Origin of the sequence: Fervidobacterium nodosum Rt17-B1 (genome assembly GCF_000017545.1) — a bacterium.
Taxonomy (GTDB): Bacteria; Thermotogota; Thermotogae; order Thermotogales; family Fervidobacteriaceae; genus Fervidobacterium; species Fervidobacterium nodosum.
This window is the reverse complement of sequence record NC_009718.1, coordinates 830,895-853,436: the sequence shown is the minus strand read 5'-3', so window position 1 is coordinate 853,436 and position 22,542 is coordinate 830,895. Positions and strand designations below refer to the sequence as shown.

Genomic DNA, 22,542 nt, shown 5'->3' with positions numbered 1-22,542 from the left:
AATAAGATAAACTTTGAACCAAAATTGGAGGTGTACCAATGAGTCAAGAAATAAATCAAAAATCTCAAGAAGTTAGGGTAAGATTTGCACCAAGTCCAACGGGTTATTTGCATGTTGGCGGAGCAAGGACCGCTCTTTTTAATTGGCTCTTTGCAAGAAAAAACAATGGAAAATTTGTATTAAGAATAGAAGATACAGACACTGAACGTTCAACTCGTGAGTCCGAACAGATGATAATGAACGATTTAAAATGGCTAGGTTTGTATTGGGATGAAGGACCAGATATTGGTGGAAACTATGGACCTTATAGACAGAGTGAGAGACTTGAGATATACAAAAAATATGCTTATGAACTTGTAGAAAAAGGTTACGCGTATTTTGCTATATACGATGAAAATGATCCTAAGAAAGTCATTGAAAAAACAACAAAAGAACCAAAAACAAAAAATCCATTCACCGTTGTTTTCAAAGTGCCTGAGAACAAAGTTATAGCGTTCGATGACATGCTTAAAGGTAGAATAGAATTTTCAACAGAACATATGGAAGATTTTATAATATTAAAATCAAACGGCTATTCTGTGTATAATTATGCCGTTGTAATAGACGACCATTTTATGAACATAACTCACGTGCTTCGTGGTGAAGACCATATATCCAACACTCCAAAACAACTACTTTTATACGAAGCATTTGGATGGGAACAACCTAAATTCATGCACATTCCCCTCATACTCGGTGCAGATAAAACTCCTCTCAGCAAAAGACATGGTGCAACCGCGGTTGAACATTTTAGAAAAGAAGGTTATCTTCCCAAAGCGCTTGTAAATTATCTTGCCATATTAGGTTGGAGCGTTGATGAAGAGATATTCGATTATACTCAAAAAGTGCAATCTTTTATGCCTGAACAGATATCAAATAAAAACGTGGTGTTCGATTATCAAAAATTAGAATGGGTTAACGGAAAGCATATGAGAACGCTAAGCTTGGATGAGCTTATGAAATATTTTAAGGAGTGGCAAGAGTTTACTGAGAAAAAATTTGAAATTCCAGAGAAAGTTATCGAAATATCCAGAGAAAAAGTTAACACGTTAAAGCAACTATACGAATTTACCCTTCCATTTGTAGATGATAATTACGAATACTCAAATGATTATATCGAAAAATTCCTAAAAAAGCCTGAAGCGATTCATATACTTGAACTTGGTATGAAAAAATTCTCAGATTTAAACGATTATACTATAGAAAACGTTGAAAAAGTGCTTAGGGAAATCGCAATAGAACTTAACCTTGGTACAAACAAAGTATTTCAAACAATTAGAGGAGCAGTACTTGGTAGGTTAGTTACACCGGGCTTGTTTGAAAGCATTGCTGTTCTTGGGAAAGAAAAGACGCTCAGTAGAATAAGAAGAACTATAGGTATGATAAGTACCATTGGAGGGTGATTGATTTGAAGATACTTGGAAAGTATCTTGGGAACGTAGTAAATATAGAAAAATTTGAAAATAAAGACGGAAAATATTATGCCTACGCGAAAATATCACCATTTTATCCTGATTGGAAGGGCGGACAACTAGGTGATAGAGGCTTTATAAACGGAGCAAAAGTTTTAAGTGTAAAAGAAACAGAAGAATGGATTATTCATGAGCTAGACAAACCTATCGAATTAGGCATCTATGAAGTGCAAATAGACGAAAATAGAAGAAAAGATATCGCACAGCAACACACTGGTCAGCATATACTATCTGCCGCATTTATACATGTAGCTGAGATCGAGACAGTAGGTTTCCACATGGGAGAGGAATACTCAACAATAGATTTAGATATTCCATATATCGAACCAGATGTGTTAAACGAAGTTGAAGAACTTTCTAATCAAATAATTCAATCTAATATACAAATAGAAGAAATAATAACAGACGTAAACGGTGCAAATACTTATCCACTTAGAAAAAAATTGAGTGATAAAATAAAAGAAGAAGTAAGGCTTATAAAAATAGGTGATTTTGACATATCAGCTTGTGGTGGATTCCACACAGACTACACGGGGGAAGTTGGATTGATTAAAATAATAGACACTGAGAAAGTCAAAGGTAATTTAACAAGAGTTTATGCTGTTTCTGGAATGAGAGCTCTGAAATATTTCCAAAAGTACAATTCTGTGCTTAAAGATTTATCCAAATTACTTACCTCGTCGATAGATGAACTTAACTTAAGGACACAAAAATTACTTAATCAGGTACGTGAGCAGGCATTAACATTGTCGAAACTTTCGGAAGAATATGCCAAACTACTTGCAACAAATTTACAAAAAGAAGGTCTAATATATTTAGAAGGCTATTACGAGGTTGGTAATTTCCTTTGGAAAATATTAGACTTGAGTAACGCTATTTTCGTTTATTTCGATGGAGAAAAGTACATAATTGCTTCGAAGAAACATAACGTTAAAGATGTTATAAAAGCTTTAGTAGAGAACTATGGTGGTAAAGGTGGTGGAAAAGAAGATTTTGGAAACTATATGAATAATAAAAAATTATCAGTTGATGATTTTGAAAAAATATTAGAAGATTAAAACTATTCAAAAAAAGTTGGAGGTGTAAAAAGATGAAGAACAAGAAGATTTTAGTTGTAGCACTTGTATTTTTTGCTTTTGTATTCTCATTCTCAGATGCACTAAAATTTTTACCAAAAGATTACTCTACGCTGGTCTATATACCAAATTTAGCAAAAGCTTACGATGCTTTCAAAACAACACCCACTGGTCAATTACTTCTCTCAGACACGGGTATCGGTCTTGAATCATTGGTTAGAGGAATTCTTGAGCAACAATTACTTTCTATGAAATACACGATGAACGATTTTGATCTTTTCATGGGCGAAATGCTTTTAGCAACTGATAATAACGGTAATATGACTGTAGTTCTCGGACCGGTAAAAAGTTCAACAAAGATGAAGAAAATTCTTGAAGCATTTCTTGACGCAGAAACCTTGAAAAAAGTTAAATTCATCGATAATTATTTCGTACTTTCCGACGTTCAAACAGGTGGAGGAAAAGTGCCTGCAAACTTGCAGAACGTTCTCAAAGGTAATTTGGGAGTAACTTATGTAAATATAGTTGATGGAAAACAAGCTTTCGAAGGTTACGGATATTTCAAAGTTGAAGGAACAGCGATGACATTCTACCAGAAAATAGATGCAAAAACAGCGGAATCAAAAGCTGCAATAAAGGAATTAGCTTCCAATAAACCAATCGATATACTTGCCGATAAAAACGTGGGTGGAGACCTTCTAGTCTTTGTCAACAGAAACATACCAGAAGCACTTAAAAAATCCGTTTTGGATGCCATTATTTCTACTTTGAATTTAACAAACTTACAAGCATCGGGCGTAATGTATCTATGTGCAGATATTGGGCAAGCATTTTCACAGATGATGAATACAGATACTCAGAATAATCAAAATTCAAATGTGAATATTTCAGCTTATTCTGTAGTTTTTGGAACAGGTTTTAAGATGCCAGCTGACGTGAAAAAATATGTAACAGTAGGCTCAGATAGATATGGAGTACTTACCGCTGAGAATGGTATGGAAAGTTATATACTTATCAAAAATGATAGGATGATAACGTACACCGTTGCTCCAAATAAATACAAACCTGGTGATAGAACATTCTTTACATCGCTTTACGATCCAAAATACTTTGCCGGAATATTCATAAATTTTGAACCACTCGTATACAATATGTTAGGAAAGAAGGTTAAGTCCTCAGCAACATTTGTAAGCTATGTCGAAGGTGAATCAATCATTCAAAAAGGAACGATTAAATAATCTATGGAAAATAAAGCAGGAAAATTTGTTGTCGGTTGTTTTATTAGTTTTTTCTTCATAATATTTTTCATTATTGTTTTAGGAGCCTTTGAGGAAATTTTTGCTCTATCGGGCATTTTTTCTCTAATTTTTATTTTTTTCCAAATATTTGTTATTTATGCTATTTTTAGAGTATTATTTTCGGTTCTAAAGGGTGCAAAAAATGTAGCAAAAAATTCTAAGCAGAGTACTCAAGAAATAAATGAAGAAAGGTATAGAGAAAATGAAGAAAATAATTACGAGGAAACACAAGAACTGGAAACAACTCGGAACAAAACAGAAATGAGTTTGGATATTCAAAAAGCCTTTATGATACTTGGCTTATCACCTGATGTTAGTTATACAAAAGTTAGCGAGAAGTACTACGAAATGGTCAAAAAAATAAATAGTAAAAAAATGGATGAAAATGAAAGACAAAGAATACTTGATGAATTGAATAAAGCTTACGAAATCATCACGGATTATTACTCAAAGAACTTTTAGTGAACATAGTTTATATATAATCAAAAGAGCGATGCTAAAAAATCTGCATCGCTCTTTTGATTAAAAAGCTTCGTATTTGGTGTATAATTGTATCGGGAGGGAAGTTTATGATTCTCATAATATTTATGATATTGAGAATATTTGCGATAGGGCTTTTGTTCTATACCTTATTTGTAATGTTAAGATTCCTGACTTCTCCGGAATCACCTACAGAAGTTGGTAGAAAAAGAGAATTATACAAAGACTACAAAGTAAAAACAGACTTACCAAACGAAAAAATTATTAAAGCGTTTAAAGTCTTTGGACTTACCCCGCAGGATTCGTATTCAACTGCTTCTTACAGATATTTTCAAATGAGACGTATGGTTCAGAATTCGTCGTTACCAGGACCAATTAAAGAAGGAAGAATAAGAGAGCTAGATGAACTATTCGATGCACTAACTGATTATTATAGACAGAGTAACAAAATTTGATTAAGTCTTTGATACTAACTCTTTGCATATTTCGACAGCTTGTTGCGCGTCTTTGGCATACAAACTGCCAAATCGTTTGGCAAGATCTTCGTTCATCGATGCACCACCGGCTATTACAGGTACTGTAACACCGTTATTTCTTAGTGTTTTTACAACTTCACCAACTTGTACGACAGTTGTTGTCATCATAGCAGATAATCCAACGATATCTGGGTTAAACTCTTTGACTTTTTCGAGAATTGCTTTCGCAGGAACGTCTTTACCTATATCTATAACCTCAAAACCTGCACTTTCAAGCACCGTTGCAACAATTTTCTTCCCTATATCGTGTATATCACCTTCAACAGTTGCAAGTAAAACTCTTCCGAGTTTTGCCGAATCTTTCTCTTCTATCATAGACAATAGCTTATTAAATATTGGTTTTACCGTTTCAGCCGCTAATATCAAATGTGGTAAAAATATCTTATTTTGCGCGTAAAGATTTCCTATTACTTCCATCGACTTTGTAAGAACATTTTGAGCTACTTCTATTGGTTTCATTGAATCAAGATACGCCATTATTTGTTTCTCAGCATTTACACCATCACCAGCTAAAAGTAATTTTGCCAAATCATTATCTACGTCCTCTACACTTACATTTGTTGATTCTTTTTTTAGTATCTTTTTCATTCCACTTAGTATGTTTACAGTCGTCACTTCAGATGTATTCAATATTGCTCCAGACAAGCCGTAGTGCATTGCAAGTGCCAAGAAAGAAGCGTTGAGTTGTTCCCTATTTGGCATACCAAAACTGAAATTTGATAACCCTATACTTGTTTTGATACCTTCCTTATTAAGTAACTTTATCGTTTCAAGCGTCACATTGTAATCTTGATTTGCCCCAAGTGGTAAAACTAATGGATCGACGAAGATTCTCGAACGATCTATTCCATTCTTTTCTGCGTATTCAACAGCGTCCTTCGCTGTTTTGTATCTCTCCTCAGGACTATTTGGTATTTCCTTTCCCATCGCAAGGATAATCAATATTCCACCGTATCTTTTAAGCATCCGTATCTTAGCATCCAAATCTTCCTTGATAGCTTTTGCTGAATTTATAATAGCCCTTCCTGGATATTCAAACAACGCAACTTCGAGGTATTCGTTGAATTGTATATCTAAAGATAAAGGAAGACTTACAATCCTGTCTAGTTCCACAATAATTCTTCTAAAATGTTCATCACTCAATACACTTTCCAAACCTAAATTAACATCAAGAACTTGTGCGCCTTCCTTTTCTTGGTCCTTTGCCAATTTCAATACATTTTCAAAATTAAACTCTCTAATTTGAGCATGCAACTTCTTTTTGGCGGCAGCGTTTATCCTTTCACCAATTACGAGGAACGGAGAGACTTCAACCATGTATGTTCTGTTTGTTATCACGTTAAGTTCTTCTGTTTTCCGTGCTTTAGGTTTTCTTTCACCTATAAGCTTTGTCATATATCTAATATGGTCAGGACCTGTACCACAACAACCGCCAACGATATTTGCGCCAAGTTCTACATAATCTTCTATGTAAACTGTGAACTCTTCTGGCGTAGTTTTGTAAATTAACCGTCCATCGGCTGATAGAGTTGGCTTTCCAGCATTAGGTTCGGCAAATATAGGCTTTTTTGAAAAGATAGACAACTTTTTTACAAGAGGAACCATCTTATCTGGCGTTAATGTACAGTTTATACCAATCGCATCTACATCAAGATCGTTAAACAAAGAAACGTATACTTCTAAGCTTGTCCCTGTAACAGCAACGCTATTTTCTTCAAACGTCATACTTACGAACAATGGGATATCTTCTGAAACATCCCTTACCGCCAAGTAAGCGAGTTTAAGTTCCTTCAAATCGCTCATTGTCTCAATTATTATCCCATCAACACCGGATTCTATAAGCACTTTCGCTTGTTCTTTGAATATGTTATAAACATACTTTGAATCCAAATCGCCTATTGGTTGAATCATCTCACCAACAGAAGACATATCGCCTAATATATATACCTTCTTTTCAGAATGTTTAGCAGCTTCTTTAGCGATCCTAACGGCTTCTGAATTTATCTGCTCAAAATAATTTTCGTATCCAAGTTTTTTTAATTTGTGCCTATTACCACTGAACGTATTCGTGAGTAGAAAATCTACACCAGCTTTAACATACTCGCTTTGAAGCTCTAATACCTTTTCCGGAGCTTTAACATTCAATATTTCAATTGGTTCTTTACCCTTTATGTACCCTCGCTTAAAAAATTCAGTGCCATAAGCACCATCTAAGAAGAGCACACGTTCGGAAATAAGAACATGAAACTCACTGCGTGTCAATGAAGTTACCTCCTTTGCTTTAATTCATTTTTTGGTTTTAATATATTATATTCCCATTTTAAATGTTGACAATATCAAATTCAATGATATCATTGATATGAACATATGAATAATTATTCAATTGTTTAAAAAAGAGGTGAGTAGCAATGTTTACAGAGTTTACAGAAGATGACCTTCTAAAATTATCTGACTTCTTTGGTTTACTTTCCGAATCGACAAGGCTTAAGATTATCTTAGAACTTATTAAAGGGGAAAAGAATGTTTCACAAATTTCAAAAAACTTAGATATGTCACAATCGGCGGTATTACACCAACTTAGGATACTCAGGCAAGGAAGGATTGTTAAATTCAAAAAGGCTGGTAAGAATGTGTTTTACTCTATCGACGATGAACATGTGGAAGGTATAATCAACAAGGCTATAGAACATTTAAAACATAAATAGAATTAAATAAAATTACAGAAAGGAGATTTACTATGTCTAATCATTTTTATTCTCATCATGAACATAGTATTCCTCACTCACACCATGAAAATGACGATCATCATGCTCACGAACATTTCAATGATATTGAAAATCTAAGTGGAAAGAAATTGTTCTATGTTGTATTACTTAATTTTGGAATTACTTTAGCCGAGTTTATTGGTGGAATGTTAGCGGGAAGTCTTGCGTTAGTTTCCGATTCCATGCACAACCTTAGTGATGCTCTTTCCATTATACTTGCTTACTTTGCTCACAAAATATCGTTAAGAGGCGCAAATAAGGGTAAAACTTTTGGTTATGGTCGAGCTAAGATAATCTCTGCTTTTGTAAATTCAGTCACATTGATGGTCATAACCGTATTACTTATAAAAGAAGCTGTTTTAAGGTTAATCAAACCAGAGTTTGTGCATTCCGATACAGTTATTATAGTTGGTACAATAGGATTGATTGCGAATATACTCAGCATGATTTTTTTAAAGGGGCACTCTGAGAAAGATATAAACATTAAGTCAGCTTATTTACACATGCTGGGAGACGCCTTTTCATCGGTTGCTGTTGTGTTAGGCGCAATATTGATAAAGTATTTGAATATTTATACAATCGATCCAATATTAACAATATTTATTGCTCTATACATCGGTAAAGAATCATTTGAAATTCTTATCAAATCGCTGAATGTTTTGATGCAGTCAACCCCACATAATATAGACGTTGATGAAATAATCAAAAGACTTGAGAATATCTCAGAAATAGAAAATGTTCACCACGTTCACATTTGGAGTTTGGACGGCAAAACAAATTTCTTTGAAGGTCATATTAATCTCAAGGAAGATGTTACTGTAAGTCAAAGTATGGTAATATATAAAAAAATAGAACAAGAATTAAGTAAGATGGAAATTTACCATTCAACTATACAATTCGAATACAAAGGATGTCCGGAATGTGGAGTTATATCTCACAAAAAGTAAATTTCACTAATCTATTATAGGTGAAATGCAGGAAGTTGTCTTTCTTGGAATCATTATACCTGTATCCAATACAGCTATTTCGTCATCTATTCCAAGTAGCTGAACATACAGTTTGTTAATTGAAATATGCAAATCACCGTAACCCGGCGAAAAGCGTGATTGAGTTTTTATTGAGTAATTTTCGCTCAAAATATTCTGAAAATTATCGTTCAAAGTTTCAAGAGCTTCCGAACCCCAGGCATCCAGCAACATACTATGTAATGTGGAATCTTTTGAAATATTATCTATGCATTCGTCTAATTTATGACCCAGGGTAGATACAAATATAACAAACTTTTCAAACTCATTGTACTTTCCTGGTATCGCTTCTTGTGGTATATTTGACTTATCGAAAATATTCCAGTATACTACAGGCTCAACACATTCAAGACCGGTAAGGTATATTTTATTGACTATATCCATAAAATTTTCATCAGAAACTGTAATAGAGTACCTTGCACCAGCACGAGCTAAGAAAATCTTTTTTGATGGCATGTAGTGAATTTTTTCAGGGATAAATTTTTTCAAATTCGTTCACCCCTTCAAAGAAATATTTTCTTACTTAATTCCAATTTTATCATATTAAAATACAAAAAAATGGAGGTATGGCATGAAAAAGAATATTGGAATAGAGATTCCAGGGATATGTAAAGCTTGTGGTGGGAAGTGTTGTAAAACTTTTCCAGGATTAGCAACACCAGAGGATTTTGGAGCACCAGATAGAGATTTAATGCGCGAAAAACTATTAAAAGCTCTTATAAGCGGTAGATGGACAGTGGATTGGGTTGACCAAGATGCTGAACTTTATTTTGTCAGACCCGCTATCAAAGGCTTTGAGGGAAGCGTTTTTGACCATGCTTACAATGGAGAATGCACATTTTTGACAAATACTGGATGTGAATTAGATTTTTCTGAACGGCCTGAAAGCTGTCGAATGCTGATACCAAAATTGGAAGAAAGATGCGACCCTCAAGGCTACACTCGAATGTACGTATCGAAAATTTGGAAAGATTACGTTGACGTCCTTATAGATGTTGCTATAGAAGTTGAAAATAGTCAATGAGAAAGTAAATAAAGTAAAAAAACAGCGGGACAAATCTGAAAATCAAAATCCCGCTGTTTTTTACTAAAATTACTTTTTCTCAAGCCATTCTTTAAATGCATTTGTAATCGGTAGCCTTCTATCTTTTCCAAATGCCCTGTGTGTGATTTTCGGTCCAGGAGGCATTTGTCTTCTTTTATATTCATTTATATCAACCATCCAAGCTACTTTCTTAACCGTTTCCTCATCAAATCCTCTTTCTACGATATCGCTTACACTGTAATCTTCCTCAACGTACAACTTCAGTATTTCATCTAGTATCTCATACGGTGGAAGTTTATCTTGGTCAGTTTGATTTTCTCTTAGTTCTGCGCTTGGCGCTTTTTCAAATACTCTTCTTGGTATTATTTCTCTACCATATTTTTGATTTACGTACTCGGCAAGCTCATACACAAAAGTTTTGTAGACATCTTTGATTACCGCGTATCCGCCAGCTGTATCACCGTAAAGTGTTGAATAGCCCGTGCTGATTTCGCTTTTGTTTCCTGTTGTGAGAACTATCCAACCAAATTTATTCGAAAGTGCCATTAGAATTACTCCACGTATCCTTGCTTGCAAATTCTCCTCTGTGATGTCAAACGGTCTATCTTCAAAGACAGGTTTAAACATATTCAAGAATGAGTTGTAAGCTTCCATGATAGGAATTGTCAGAAATTTGATTCCTAAGTTTTCTGCTAATATTTTTGCATCTTCTTTGCTATGCTCAGACGAAAACGGACCAGGCATGGAAACACCAACAACATTTTCTGCGCCTAACGCATCAACAGCAATACAAGCAACAAGCGTACTATCCATACCACCACTCAATCCTATAACCGCTTTTTTCATTCCATTCTTCCTTATGTAATCCCTAGTGGCTAATACCAAAGCATTGTATACTTCTGCAACTTTTGGAAGAGTTTTTTCCACCCTATTTGTTATTTTTGTTCTCTTGGGCTTGCTCTCAAAAGGCAATTTTACAATCTCAAGATTTTTTCTTTCTTCATCCATAATTTGTTTATCTTGGCGCCTTCTTGGATCTTTTACGCATGTTTTGTCAATATCTATTAAGTCGACATCAACAATAAGTAAATCTTCTTCGAATTGTTTTGCTCTTCCTATTATTTCTCCTTTTTCATTTACAACTAAGCTTGCACCATCAAATATTAATTCATCTTGCCCACCTACGCAATTCACGTAAGCAACTGTGGCAATATTATCGTTCGCGCGAACAGAGAGCATTCTTTCTCTCCAAGCGATTTTTTCCACATAGTAAGGTGAGGCTGATAGATTAACAATTAGTTGTGCGTCGCCTAAGAGCGATTCAAGTCTCGCAGGACCGCCCGGATACCATATATCCTCGCAGATAGTTATACCAACCCGAACATCTTCCAAAAGAACGACTAATGCTTTGGTTCCCTTTTGGAAATATCTCATTTCATCGAATACTCCGTAATTTGGTAAATAATTCTTTCTGTATTTTGCTTGCACCTTGCCATCATTTATAACGGCCGCTGCATTGAATATATCGCCTTCTTCATCGACAAAGCCAACAACAACGACCAACGATTTTGGAACGTGCCTTGCTATTTCTTCAATTGCTTCCTTATTTTTCCTTACAAAATGTGATTTGAAGAGTAAATCCTCCGGAGGGTAACCGGTAATTGAAAGTTCTGGGAATATAACGATATCCACATCATTTTCTAAAGCTTTATTGATATACTCGATAATTTTATTCTTATTTCCTTCTATATCTCCAACGGTTGCATTGATCTGGGCAAGTGCTAATCTAACTTTATTCATTTTCTTACCTCCTTGCGTTTTCTTAGTGATTTTACCTTTTCCCTGATGTTACCAAATGAAAGCATGAATGGAAGTGTAGTAAGTGTTAAAACTGTTGCTGTTGCTATACCTAAGGATACTAAGATTGCTATTCTTTTGAACAAAGCAAGTTCCCCACCAAAGAGTAAGGTTAAAAAACCACCTATTATTCCAAGAGCATTACCGATGATTGCTGGCCCTACGTTTTTAACAGATGTAAATATGTTTTTTGTCTTGTTATAATCATGCCCGATGTGTATTGAATAATCAATAGCCAAACCAATAATTATGCTGGATGTTAGTGCTGTAGATATTTCAAGTTTCATCTTGAATAAAGCCATGTAAACAAAATTTAAGATAGTTGCGAAAATAACCGGTGATACAAGTTTTAAGGCCTCAGAGAAATCTCTAAAAACAATCAATATCGTTAGAAAAACTATGGAAAGCGCGGCTATAAGACTTTGTATTTGACTGAGTAATATACTATCATTTACCGCTTTCCAGACAAATGGTGTACCAGCTAAATAGAAATCATAATTATACTCTTTAAGGCAATTATTTATAATTTCACTAACTTTATCAAGATTTTCACTACCTGGGGTTGTAAGGTTTACGGTTAATCGTATTGTTTTCCCATCAGCTATGTAGTGCTTTAAAAGTGGTTGTGTTCTCGAAGCTAAAACTAATACCGTGATTGGAACATTTCTTGGAAAATCAACGCTTGATATGTATTCTGATTTTGACAATTCATTTATTATCTTATCAATTATTTTATTATCGCCGGGTAGAAATACACCAGCTTTTTTCTCAAGAACGATGTATATACTATCTCTAATACCGAATTCTTTTTCAAGTATTTCGTAACCTTTCACAATATCAGATTTTTTGGAAAAGTAATCCGTACTTGTCAATCCAACTTTTATTTTTGAAATTATAAATGGAGAAATAGCAACAGCAATTATGACTATTGCTAATATAAACATTGCTACATGATTTCCGAAATACCTAATTCCGAATGTTTTTGGTGGTCTTTTAGATTTGAATTTTGACAAATTCAGTAATTCATGACCAGTTGTTAATGTTAGTATAAAGTCAATTAAAAGACCCAAAGAAACTAACACACCAAATTCTCTGAAAGCTGGGATCTTAACGAACAAAAATGATATGAAACCTATTGCTGTTGTCAACATTGAGAAAAATATCGGTGTGCCTATCTGTTTTCTTGCATCCTCTGTTCTAAAAGTTGCATTGTAAAAATGCAAAGGATAAGCAGAACCTATTATAATTAGAAACGATGGTACCATAGCTGTTAGTACGTTGACGTATCCTCCAAAGAAAAAATACAATGCATAAGTGTATAATGAGGCTAGAATAGGTATAAAAAGTGATATGATAGCAGCGCGTATGCATTGTGTTTGATAGGTAAATATAAGCAGTATAACAATGAACATGACAATTGGATAAAAGAACATTGACCTTTTGAGTTCATCGAATAATTTGTTATTAACCGACGCCTCAGAAAGTACTATAACAGGTTCGTCTTTCAAATCCTTTGTTATCCTTCTAACTATTGGCTCAACTTGACCGTTAACTTCGACTATAGCAAGAAATAACGCATAATGGCCATCACGTGAAATAAAAGTCTTCAAATAATCTGGAATATTTTCAATATCAATGGAATCATTAAAGATATATGATTCACTGCCAGGATAGTTGAGTATAGATATAACCGTTCTTACATTTTCCATCTTTTCTAATTTCGATTGAAGTAAACGCAATTTTGCTAGTGAACCAGGTTTATTTAATGGGATGTCTGATTTGTAAATAATTGAAATATTCGTCTTGTCGCCAAATTTTAGAGCCATCTTTACAAGATTTTTGACTGCTGGATTATCTATTTCTGTAATAGGTTTTCCCGGTTTGTATCCGGGTAAAAATACCTCTATCTTTGTTTCTATATTTGCATAGTTCACAATTATTATTATCGATAAAATTAGTAAAAGAAAGCTGATAATCGTATATTTAAACTTGTAGATGATATTTAGCATAAAATCATCTCCTTTGTGTGTTTCTAAATGTAAATCATTTTCTTTGTCATTCCACCATCTACAATAAAAGTCTGCCCAGTTATGAATCCACTTTTTTCATCGTCTGTAAGAAACATGACAAGATGGGCTATATCTTTAATTGTCCCTGCTCTGCCAGTTAGGTGTTGTTCGTGCTCCTTTTGAGAAATCTCTTCTCCTTCGTGCAATATCCATCCTGGGCATATCGCGTTAACTCTAACTTTTGGTCCCAAAGAATTCGCCAATGCGTGAGTTAATCCTAAAATACCGGCTTTTGATGCACTGTATGCTTCATTGCCAGGTTCTGACATTAAGGCTCTTGTTGAGGATATATTAACAATTGAACCTTTCCCAGGATTTTCGAGCATTAAAGGTACACCAAAACGAGCCATTAGAAAATAACCGGTGAGGTTTACATCGATAACCCTCTTCCATTCATTTACCGATAAACTCAGAAAATCTTTGAAGCCACCAATTGCCGCATTGTTTATAATCGCATCAAGCCTTCCAAAATTTTCCTTAATCTTCACATAAAATTCTGCCACAGAATATTCATCCGAAACATCACCTTGGTAGAGTAAAATATTTTGTGCGAATTCACCCACTGGAAATTCTTCTAATGCCTTTTTATCAAAATCTATAATTCCAACATTCCATCCATTTTTTAAAAATTCAAAAGCTATCCCTTTTCCAATATTTTTTGCTCCCCCACTCACAACCGCAACTCTTTTAGATAATTTTTCATTTTTTATCATATTTTCCATAATTACCGCCTCCAAGAGTAAGTTCTAAAATAAATTATATCACTATATCAAAAATTAATAGAATCCTTTTAACAAAATTTAATGTATAATTATACTTTGAGAAAAGAAATTTAAGATGATAAGTGTATTTTTGTGTGAGGTGAATGAAAAATGAAAAAACTATTCTCTTTGTTGGCTATTTTAATAGTTTTATTCGGGTTTGTTTATGGAGCTGAGAAGGTTGCGAATAAGGAGGCGAAACGTATGGTTGTCACGAGTGTATTCAAAAACGGAGAGTTTATACCGAAGAAATACGCTTGCGAAGGGGAAGATATAAATCCAGAATTGGTGATAACAAACGTTCCGAAGAATGCTAAAAGCATAGCAATAATATGCGACGACCCAGATGCGCCTATTGGTACGTTCGTTCATTGGGTGATTTGGAATATACCTGTGGATGGAGATAGCGTTAAAATACCCGAAGGCTTAAAGAAATTAGAAAAACTGCCAGATGGTACTATGCAAGGATATAACGATTTTGGAAAAATCGGTTATAACGGTCCATGCCCACCAAGAGGCCATGGTGTGCACCACTATCATTTCAAAGTCTATGCACTTGATACACTTCTTGAGTTGAAAGGAAAAGTAAAAAAAGCAGATCTTGAAAAAGCTATGAAAGGACATATAATAGAAAGCGCAGAAATTGTTGGTTTGTATGAAAGAAAATAAAAGAAAATATTAGATTTGGGAAATAATAAGATATAGAGCTTTTCCAAAATATTTCTTAGGAGGAATGAATCTTGGAAAGAGTATTTGTGATCAGGTATTCAGAAATAGGTTTGAAAGGTAAAAATCGTGAGTTTTTCGAGAAAAAACTCATAGATAACATTTTAAAGATTGTTAGACCTGCTGCTGTGAATAAGCGATACGGAAGGATAATTGTAAGGATCGGAAGAAATGACCCAAATGCGCTTGAGGAAAGATTGAAGTACGTTATGGGGATTCAAAATTACAGCTTAGGTTACGCTCTTGCGCATGATATCGACGAAGTTAAGAAAGTAAGCTTGGAATTGGCAAAGCTGGAAGTTGAAAAAGGATATAAAACGTTTAAAGTATCTGCTCAAAGAGGATACAAAGATTTTCCTCTTAACAGTATCGAATTGAACAGAGAAATAGGAGGTTACATCTACGAAAATATCCCCGGGTTAAAAGTAGATGTTCACAATCCTGAATTTGAAATAGGTATAGATGTAAGAGAAAAGGAAATATTCGTCTTCTCGGGCAAAAAATATCTTTCTGGGGGATTACCCGTTGGTGTTTCTGGAAGAGCTTTGCTACTTTTAAGCGGTGGTATCGATAGTCCTGTGGCTGGTTGGTATGCGATGAGAAGAGGTCTAGAATTACAAACACTAACATTCCTAAGCCCCCCAATGACCACGGAAAAATCTGTTCAAAAGATTTTGGATTTAGGAAGGGTGCTTGCAAGATACTTACCTAACGGTTTGAGGATGTGGATTGTCCCGCTGACGGAAGTTCAAATGTATATAAAAGAAAATGCGCCTGATGAGTACTCATTGATACTTCAAAGACGTTCTATGATGCGTATTGCAAATATGATTGCCCGCAGAGTGAAAGCTAAAGCGATAATCACAGGTGAAAATCTTGGTCAAGTTGCAAGTCAAACTCTGACGAACATGGCAGCCATTGAAGATGCAAGCTCATTACTTGTACTTAGACCGCTTATTGGGTTCGATAAAATTGAAACAACGAATAAAGCGAAAGAAATCGGTACATTCGAAATTTCAATTCAACCTTACATAGACAGTTGTGTTGCTTTTGCTCCGAAAAAACCAGCAACAAAATCTGATATAAACGAAATAAGAAAAGTAGAGGAAAAACTGGATGAACTAAGCGATTTAGAATACCAAGCATTCAAGAAACGCGAATCTTATAGAATAGAAAACGCATAAAATATTTTTCAACAAACATCACGTCTTATATTCTCATAAGACGTGATGTTTTTTTATTCTTTTACCGATGTAGCTTTTTTGATTAATTCCCTTTTATTTTTTGAAGCACTTTCCTCGGTTGTAAGTATTGATAATATATCTCCTGCATGGAGTACAACTTCACCGTTGGGTATTATCTCTTTATTGCCTCTTCTAATGGAGACTATCAGACAACCTTCCGGCCATTTGAAACCTTTTATTTTTATCCCATCTAATTCTGAACCTGTGGAAATGGTTATTTCAATCAAAGTCTTTTGATGTGGCCTAATTAAGTTTCTTAATCCACCACTGCTTTCCAGAATTCTTTCTAATAACGATTCGTATATCGGTTCTTCATTTAAAAGTTCTGCAGTTATGTAAGAGACAAATGAGACTAAAGATAATTCCAAAAAGTGGTTGAGTGTTCCGACCATCTCCGTTATCAAAACTATCCCAGTTATAGGTGCTCTGACTATGGCGACAAAATATCCGACCATGCCTAAGGTTATAAAATTTACCATGTATGTATTATTTGTATCAAAAAAAATAAAAATACCACTATAGAAGGCTTTTCCTATGAGAGCGCCTAAAGCTAACATGGGAAGGAAAATTCCGCCTGGTGCGGACGAAGCGTAGCTAATCATCGTGAACGCAAATTTTATAACCAAAATTATTAAAATTTGTTTCAAAGTTATGTTAACTTTACTAGTTTTAATAACCAAATCGTGCCCTCCACCTAATACATCTGGAATTGTTAAGAGTAATACAACCCCTATCAACGAAGATATCAATATTCTATTTTCAATCTTCTTGAATACCTGTGTAGATTTTAAAAGTGATTTATTAAAATAGACACCCAAAATTCCAGTAACGAATCCTAACAATATTAAAAATGGATAATATTTTAATGGTATTGTGCTTGATAACTGAAAGTTAAATACGGGTTTTAATCCAAAAACAGTCTTTGAAATGAAATCCGAAACTATAGCTGCTATCATTGAAGTTAAAAGAACCATAGGCGAAAAATTTTTATGTAACTCCTCCAATGAAAAGATTACCGCTGCTAAAGGAGCATTAAAAGCTGCTGCTAAACCAGCGCTCGCTCCAGCCGTTATCAAATACTTTTCTTCCATTTTTGTCAGTTCTAATTTTCTGCTAAAATACATTCCTACAGTCGCACCTATTTGTACAGAAGGCCCTTCACGTCCTAAAGATAAGCCATTTAAGATTGCTAAGAATCCACCTATAAGTTTTTTGTAAATAGCTTTTATTGGATTATAATCTATTTGTCTTAAAATAACCCCTTTAATTTGTGGTATACCACTACCACTTATCATTGGTTCGGTTTTTACAAATTTTTTGATTATTAGAGAGTTAATTACTACTAAAAATAGTATCAAGAAAATATAAAGATGGTTCGAATTATACATATGAAGGGCGTATTCTCTTATAGAATCGGCTTTTGTGAGCATTATTCTGTATAATATTACCATTAAGCTACTGAAAATTCCGACTGCTATGCTTTTAAGTATTAGTTTGCTTTTCAATCTAGCAACCTTTTCAATTAATTTATCAGCTGATTCCTCTGCCATAAATATGCCTCCTTGATAGATAACCTAGAATTTCATCATAATACAAAATTATTTAAAAATCAATTTTATTTATATTTTGCTTTGAATCAAATATCTTAATTTTTAACCATATTTCAAACACGCGAGTATTATTTTGTTGTTAAATGTGATATAATGAAATTGCGGAGTTTAGAAATTATCATTCTTGAAAAAAGCAAGGGAGGTATATTTATGTACGTAAACACAAAGGATATTCTTGAAAAAGCAAGTAAGGAGTATTATGCAGTTCCAGCTTTTAACATTAACAACATGGAGTTTTTCCACGCTATATTAGAAGGAGCAATTGAAAAAAGAGCTCCATTAATAATTGAAACAAGCGAAGGTGCGATAAAGTATGCAGGAAACGGAGACATACATAAGGGAGCAAAATATTTCGTTGAGTTAGTAAGATTATTTGCTGATAGCGTCGATATACCAATAGCTTTGCACCTTGACCATGGTAAGCACTTTGAGTATATAATAGCAGCGATAAAGGCAGGGTATTCCTCGGTTATGATTGATGCTTCCGAAGAACCATTCGAGGAAAATATGAAAAAAACAAAGGAAATAGTTAAAATTGCCCATGCTGCTGGAGTTTCTGTTGAAGCTGAACTTGGTCAACTTGCCGGAATTGAAGATAATGTGTCTGCTGCAGAAAACGTATTAGTTGACCCAGAACAAGCAAAAATATTTGTTGAAGAAACAGGTGTTGATTTCTTGGCACCAGCGATAGGTACAAGTCATGGAGCGTTTAAATTCAAAGGTGAAGCAAAACTTGATTTTGAAAGATTGCAAAAAGTTAAAAAGCTTACAGGTATTCCTCTTGTATTACACGGAGCATCAAGTGTGCTTCCAGAATACGTAAAATTAGCAGAAGAATACGGAGCGGACCTTGGAGGGGCAAAAGGCGTTCCAGAAGAAGAGCTCAAGAAATGTGTTCAATTTGGAATAAACAAGGTTAACACCGATACAGACTTAAGGATAGCATTCATAGCCGGAATGAGAAAATTCCTTAAAGAAAATCCAAAAGAATTCGACCCGAGACACTATCTTGGAGCAGGTAAGAAACTTGTGAAAGAAGTAGTTATGAACAGACTTGAATTTCTTGGATGTGCTGGCAAAGCATAAAACGTGTTCTAAGGAGGGATTTACGTGCGAGTACTGGTAGTAAACTGTGGTAGCTCATCGATTAAGTATCAATTTCTTGATATGGACACAGAACAAGTACTTTGTAAAGGACTTGCTGAAAGGATAGGTATACCAGGTAGTAGAATAGTACACAAAAAAGACGACCAAAAAGTCGTTGTGGAAAAGCCCATGAAGGACCATGAAGATGCTCTTAAATATGTTTTGGAATTAGTAGTTGATGAGAAAGTTGGAGGAGTAAAAGACTTAAAAGAGATTGATGCCGTTGGTCACAGGGTAGTGCACGGTGGAGAAAAATTTTCAGGTTCTGTATTGATAGATGAAGAGGTTATGAGAGCACTTGAAGAATATTCATACCTTGCTCCACTTCACAATCCACCAAATATAATGGGTATAAGGGCAATGATGAAACTTTTACCAGGGGTACCTAACGTAGCTGTCTTTGATACAGCATTCCACTCAAAGATGCCAGCGAAGGCTTACCTTTACGCTATACCATACGAATATTACAAAAAATATAAAATTAGAAGATACGGCTTCCACGGTACAAGCCACAGATATGTCTCTAAACGTACAGCCGAGATACTTGGACTTGACTATCACAAATCAAAGATAATTACGGTCCATCTTGGGAATGGAGCTTCCATTGCTGCGGTAATGAACGGACACAGTATAGACACATCAATGGGCTTTACACCACTTGAAGGGCTTGTCATGGGGACACGTTCAGGTGATATTGACCCATCTATAGTTACATTCCTTATGGAAAAAGAAGGACTAACGGCAGAAGAAGTATATACAATTCTTAATAAGAAAAGTGGTGTACTAGGTCTTACAGATGGCTTCAGCTCAGATATGAGAGATATAGAAGGTAAAGCACTTGAAGGTGATCCAGTTTGCAGATTGGCTCTTGATATATACGAATACAGAATTGCAAAATACATAGGCGCTTATATTGCGGCGATGAATGGTGTTGACGCAATTGCATTTACTGCGGGAGTTGGTGAAAATTCCCCGATAACAAGAAAAGAAATTTGTGAAAACTATCTCTCTTATCTTGGTATAAAGATAGATGATGAAAAGAACAACGTAAAAGGCGAGGAAAGAATAATAACGACACCTGACTCAAAGGTAAAGGTATTACTCGTTCCAACAAACGAAGAATTGATGATAGCAAGAGATACAAAAGAAATTATCGAAAAAGGCCTTAAACAACTTGAATATTAATTTAGTTTTTGTTAGTAAATAATTCAATGCCAGGCGTGAGCCTGGCATTTTTCTTTTTCTTGTTGTGTGGTATAATTAAATTGATAATTAATAATTTTTTGGAGTGATTATCTTGCTTATACGTAAGCGCTATGTCTATTTAGATGCCCCAATGAAAATAGAAAGTAATAAGGGACAAATAGAAAAAGAAAAACAAGAGGAAAATATAAGAAACGAACAAGAATTATTAGAAATGGTGGCTCGTGCAAATAAAGAAGCCGAGCAAATAGTTTTTTCTGCCCAAAATCAAGTACAACAAATGATACAACAAGCTCAAGAAGAATACAATAAAATAATCGAGGAAGCAAACAAAAGAAGCAAAGAAATTATCGATAACACAGTCAATGAAGTTGAGGAAACAAAGAGAGAATTAAACGAAAGAATAAAAAGCATATTATTTTCTTTTGAAACGTCTTTTGATAACTTACTCTCAATGTATTCAGAGAAGATTGCTACCATAACTAAAATATTAGTTGAAAAGTTTCTTGAGAAAGAAATCGATTCAGAGGTAACTAAGAGAAAAATTGAAAAAGTTCTTTCACATGTGGTTGGAGCGACAAAAGTGAAAATTCATATAAATCCGGAAGATGCAAAATTAATCGACCAAGAAATCCTAGACGAAATTCGCTCTAAAAATTACGAAGTTGTATTAAATGATTCCGTAAGCCAAGGTGTAATTGTTGAAACGGATTTAGGTACGATTGATACCACTTTGAAATTTCAATTTGCTTTGCTTGATGAGATATTCGATGAAGTTTTTAAACAAGAATTATAGAGGTGAATTTATACGCCGAAGTTACAGGAAAATATAAAGTTTCTTGAAATTATAGAAGACAAAGTCAAAAAACTTAATCCATATGAATACGCTGGTGAAGTTCAAAAAATAATCGGGTTAACAATTGAATCCCGAGGTCCTGATGCTGCACTTGGGGAATTATGCAAAATATTAGTTGGGAATAAAAAAGCATTAGCAGAAGTTGTCGGATTTAAGGAAGATTTAACGATTTTAATGCCTTTAGAAGATGTGACTGGATTGAAAAAAGGGTGTGAAGTCTTAAAAACAGGCCGAACTGTTAGCGTACCTGTGGGAGAAGAATTAAAAGGAAGAGTTATAGACGCTCTAGGAAGACCTATTGATGGGAAAAGACTTGTTTTGAAAGAATACAGACAAATTGTGAGTGAAGCACCAAATCCACTAATTAGAAAACGTATTTTGGAACCACTTCCCGTTGGAGTTCGCGCAATAGATGGATTTCTAACGTTGGGTAAAGGACAGCGTATAGGTATATTCGCAGGAAGTGGTGTGGGAAAAAGTACACTTTTAGGTATGATAGCCAGAAATACGACAGCTGATATAAACGTTATAGCACTTATCGGTGAACGTGGAAGAGAAGTTAGGGAATTTATTGAAAAAGACCTTGGAGAAGAAGGTATAAAACGTTCCGTAGTAGTTGTTTCAACATCCGATCAGCCTGCTCTTCTTCGTATAAAAGCGTTGTTAACAGCCACAACGATAGCAGAATATTTCAGAGACAAAGGTTATGCGGTTATGCTTATGGTGGACTCCCTAACCAGATGGGCGATGGCACAAAGAGAAGTTGGGCTTGCAATAGGCGAGCCACCTACAACAAGAGGATACCCACCGAGTGTGTTTGCCCAATTACCAAAGATACTAGAGCGTGCCGGTAATTCAGATAAAGGAAGTATAACAGGTATATACACTGTGCTTGTCGAAGCTGATGACTTTAATGAACCTATTTCGGATACAGTTCGCGGAATTGTCGACGGACATATAATACTATCTCGTAAACTTGCTGAATCAAACCATTTCCCAGCTATAGACGTACTTATGAGCATAAGCAGGCTCATGGTTGATATTACTAAACCAGAACACATACAGTCAGCGAGAGCTATAAGAGATATAATAGCAACATATAACGATGCCAAAGACCTTATAGATGTAGGCGCATACAAAAAAGGTGCAAATCCAAAAATAGACAAATCGATAGAACTTATCGATGAAATAAACAAATTCCTTAGACAAGGAATAAAAGAAAAAATGTCGTTCCAAGATACAGTGGATTATTTAATCTCTATAGCAAAGAAAATATAGAAGTATAAAAATCCTCATTTTTTAAGTTCTATCCTTTTAGTGTAATAAACCAAGAA

The 22,542-nt window shown here is 34.7% G+C and carries 20 protein-coding genes; 14 read left to right on the top strand and 6 right to left on the bottom strand.

The window, feature by feature from the left end; translation table 11 throughout:
- Positions 1 to 38 precede the first annotated feature (38 nt).
- From gltX to FNOD_RS04005, 5 genes are all read left to right on the top strand, one after another.
- On the top strand, positions 39 to 1,442 hold the full coding sequence (gltX, locus tag FNOD_RS04025) for a glutamate--tRNA ligase (RefSeq protein WP_011993947.1): 1,404 nt from the start codon (positions 39 to 41) through the stop codon (positions 1,440 to 1,442).
- Entirely contained in the window at positions 1,439 to 2,569 is a 1,131-nt protein-coding gene (locus FNOD_RS04020; protein WP_420794725.1) for an alanyl-tRNA editing protein, read from the top strand. Before gltX ends, FNOD_RS04020 begins: the two co-directional genes overlap by 4 nt.
- Before the next feature lie 32 nt (positions 2,570 to 2,601).
- Positions 2,602 to 3,825 carry a hypothetical protein gene (locus FNOD_RS04015; protein ID WP_011993945.1) on the top strand — a complete coding sequence of 408 codons (1,224 nt, stop codon included), beginning with the start codon at positions 2,602 to 2,604 and terminating at the stop codon, positions 3,823 to 3,825.
- Positions 3,826 to 3,828: 3 nt separating this feature from the next.
- A complete protein-coding gene (locus FNOD_RS04010; RefSeq protein ID WP_011993944.1) occupies positions 3,829 to 4,347 on the top strand; it encodes a J domain-containing protein in 519 nt (172 codons plus the stop codon).
- 107 nt (positions 4,348 to 4,454) lie between these two features.
- Positions 4,455 to 4,820: a hypothetical protein gene (locus FNOD_RS04005; RefSeq protein WP_011993943.1), complete on the top strand. Its 366-nt coding sequence runs from the start codon at positions 4,455 to 4,457 to the stop codon at positions 4,818 to 4,820.
- Here the strand turns inward: FNOD_RS04005 and FNOD_RS04000 are convergent, their stop codons facing one another.
- Positions 4,821 to 7,163: a homocysteine S-methyltransferase family protein gene (locus FNOD_RS04000; protein ID WP_011993942.1), complete on the bottom strand. Its 2,343-nt coding sequence runs from the start codon at positions 7,161 to 7,163 to the stop codon at positions 4,821 to 4,823.
- A 146-nt stretch (positions 7,164 to 7,309) separates the two neighbouring features.
- Between FNOD_RS04000 and FNOD_RS03995 the strand changes: the two genes are divergently transcribed.
- Both FNOD_RS03995 and FNOD_RS03990 read left to right on the top strand, forming a co-directional pair.
- Positions 7,310 to 7,606, top strand: a complete 297-nt coding sequence (locus tag FNOD_RS03995; protein WP_011993941.1) for an ArsR/SmtB family transcription factor — start codon at positions 7,310 to 7,312, stop codon at positions 7,604 to 7,606.
- Between the two features lie 32 nt (positions 7,607 to 7,638).
- Positions 7,639 to 8,613 carry a cation diffusion facilitator family transporter gene (locus tag FNOD_RS03990; RefSeq protein WP_011993940.1) on the top strand — a complete coding sequence of 325 codons (975 nt, stop codon included), beginning with the start codon at positions 7,639 to 7,641 and terminating at the stop codon, positions 8,611 to 8,613.
- A 6-nt stretch (positions 8,614 to 8,619) separates the two neighbouring features.
- Here FNOD_RS03990 and FNOD_RS03985 read toward each other — a convergent pair whose 3' ends face one another.
- A complete protein-coding gene (locus FNOD_RS03985; RefSeq protein WP_011993939.1) occupies positions 8,620 to 9,180 on the bottom strand; it encodes a methionine synthase in 561 nt (186 codons plus the stop codon).
- Positions 9,181 to 9,262: 82 nt separating this feature from the next.
- Here FNOD_RS03985 and FNOD_RS03980 point away from each other — a divergent pair, with 82 nt between their 5' ends.
- The gene (locus tag FNOD_RS03980; protein WP_011993938.1) at positions 9,263 to 9,715 is read left to right on the top strand and encodes a YkgJ family cysteine cluster protein; all 453 of its coding nucleotides are present in this window, start codon (positions 9,263 to 9,265) and stop codon (positions 9,713 to 9,715) included.
- A 69-nt stretch (positions 9,716 to 9,784) separates the two neighbouring features.
- On the opposite strand, the gene FNOD_RS03975 is transcribed toward FNOD_RS03980, so the two are convergent.
- The 3 genes from FNOD_RS03975 to FNOD_RS03965 are packed head-to-tail and all read right to left on the bottom strand — an operon-like array spanning position 9,785 to position 14,384.
- Positions 9,785 to 11,536 carry an NAD+ synthase gene (locus tag FNOD_RS03975; RefSeq protein ID WP_011993937.1) on the bottom strand — a complete coding sequence of 584 codons (1,752 nt, stop codon included), beginning with the start codon at positions 11,534 to 11,536 and terminating at the stop codon, positions 9,785 to 9,787.
- On the bottom strand, positions 11,533 to 13,602 hold the full coding sequence (locus FNOD_RS03970) for an efflux RND transporter permease subunit (protein ID WP_011993936.1): 2,070 nt from the start codon (positions 13,600 to 13,602) through the stop codon (positions 11,533 to 11,535). The genes FNOD_RS03975 and FNOD_RS03970 overlap by 4 nt, the downstream gene beginning before the upstream one ends.
- A gap of 23 nt (positions 13,603 to 13,625) precedes the next feature.
- Entirely contained in the window at positions 13,626 to 14,384 is a 759-nt protein-coding gene (locus tag FNOD_RS03965; protein WP_011993935.1) for an SDR family oxidoreductase, read from the bottom strand.
- Positions 14,385 to 14,534: 150 nt separating this feature from the next.
- On the opposite strand from FNOD_RS03965, the gene FNOD_RS03960 reads away from it, so the two are divergent.
- Positions 14,535 to 15,092 (top strand): YbhB/YbcL family Raf kinase inhibitor-like protein, encoded by a 558-nt coding sequence (locus FNOD_RS03960; RefSeq protein WP_011993934.1) that lies wholly within the window; start codon positions 14,535 to 14,537, stop codon positions 15,090 to 15,092.
- 71 nt (positions 15,093 to 15,163) lie between these two features.
- Positions 15,164 to 16,333, top strand: coding sequence for a tRNA uracil 4-sulfurtransferase ThiI (thiI, locus tag FNOD_RS03955; RefSeq protein WP_011993933.1), 1,170 nt, complete (start codon positions 15,164 to 15,166; stop codon positions 16,331 to 16,333).
- 53 nt (positions 16,334 to 16,386) lie between these two features.
- On the opposite strand, the gene FNOD_RS03950 is transcribed toward thiI, so the two are convergent.
- A complete protein-coding gene (locus FNOD_RS03950) occupies positions 16,387 to 17,943 on the bottom strand; it encodes a ClC family H(+)/Cl(-) exchange transporter (RefSeq protein ID WP_011993932.1) in 1,557 nt (518 codons plus the stop codon).
- Positions 17,944 to 18,153: 210 nt separating this feature from the next.
- On the opposite strand from FNOD_RS03950, the gene fba reads away from it, so the two are divergent.
- The 4 genes from fba to fliI all read left to right on the top strand — a co-directional run bounded on the left by fba (position 18,154) and on the right by fliI (position 22,486).
- Positions 18,154 to 19,089 carry a class II fructose-1,6-bisphosphate aldolase gene (gene fba, locus FNOD_RS03945; RefSeq protein ID WP_041256873.1) on the top strand — a complete coding sequence of 312 codons (936 nt, stop codon included), beginning with the start codon at positions 18,154 to 18,156 and terminating at the stop codon, positions 19,087 to 19,089.
- Between the two features lie 24 nt (positions 19,090 to 19,113).
- Positions 19,114 to 20,334, top strand: coding sequence for an acetate kinase (ackA, locus tag FNOD_RS03940; RefSeq protein ID WP_011993930.1), 1,221 nt, complete (start codon positions 19,114 to 19,116; stop codon positions 20,332 to 20,334).
- Between the two features lie 112 nt (positions 20,335 to 20,446).
- Positions 20,447 to 21,148: a FliH/SctL family protein gene (locus FNOD_RS03935; protein WP_011993929.1), complete on the top strand. Its 702-nt coding sequence runs from the start codon at positions 20,447 to 20,449 to the stop codon at positions 21,146 to 21,148.
- A 33-nt stretch (positions 21,149 to 21,181) separates the two neighbouring features.
- Entirely contained in the window at positions 21,182 to 22,486 is a 1,305-nt protein-coding gene (fliI, locus tag FNOD_RS03930) for a flagellar protein export ATPase FliI (RefSeq protein ID WP_041256871.1), read from the top strand.
- Positions 22,487 to 22,542: the final 56 nt, after the last annotated feature.

Excerpts from the sequence above, each read along its gene's own strand:
- FNOD_RS03965 (WP_011993935.1), bottom strand. The coding sequence starts at position 14,384 with ATGGAAAATATGATAAAAAATGAAAAATTATCTAAAAGAGTTGCGGTT.
- FNOD_RS03995 (WP_011993941.1), top strand. The coding sequence starts at position 7,310 with ATGTTTACAGAGTTTACAGAAGATGACCTTCTAAAATTATCTGACTTC.
- FNOD_RS04015 (WP_011993945.1), top strand. The coding sequence starts at position 2,602 with ATGAAGAACAAGAAGATTTTAGTTGTAGCACTTGTATTTTTTGCTTTT.
- fba (WP_041256873.1), top strand. The coding sequence starts at position 18,154 with ATGTACGTAAACACAAAGGATATTCTTGAAAAAGCAAGTAAGGAGTAT.
- FNOD_RS03975 (WP_011993937.1), bottom strand. The coding sequence starts at position 11,536 with ATGAATAAAGTTAGATTAGCACTTGCCCAGATCAATGCAACCGTTGGA.
- FNOD_RS04005 (WP_011993943.1), top strand. The coding sequence starts at position 4,455 with ATGATTCTCATAATATTTATGATATTGAGAATATTTGCGATAGGGCTT.
- FNOD_RS03960 (WP_011993934.1), top strand. The coding sequence starts at position 14,535 with ATGAAAAAACTATTCTCTTTGTTGGCTATTTTAATAGTTTTATTCGGG.
- gltX (WP_011993947.1), top strand. The coding sequence starts at position 39 with ATGAGTCAAGAAATAAATCAAAAATCTCAAGAAGTTAGGGTAAGATTT.
- FNOD_RS04010 (WP_011993944.1), top strand. The coding sequence starts at position 3,829 with ATGGAAAATAAAGCAGGAAAATTTGTTGTCGGTTGTTTTATTAGTTTT.
- FNOD_RS03970 (WP_011993936.1), bottom strand. The coding sequence starts at position 13,602 with ATGCTAAATATCATCTACAAGTTTAAATATACGATTATCAGCTTTCTT.
- FNOD_RS03980 (WP_011993938.1), top strand. The coding sequence starts at position 9,263 with ATGAAAAAGAATATTGGAATAGAGATTCCAGGGATATGTAAAGCTTGT.
- FNOD_RS03950 (WP_011993932.1), bottom strand. The coding sequence starts at position 17,943 with ATGGCAGAGGAATCAGCTGATAAATTAATTGAAAAGGTTGCTAGATTG.
- FNOD_RS03990 (WP_011993940.1), top strand. The coding sequence starts at position 7,639 with ATGTCTAATCATTTTTATTCTCATCATGAACATAGTATTCCTCACTCA.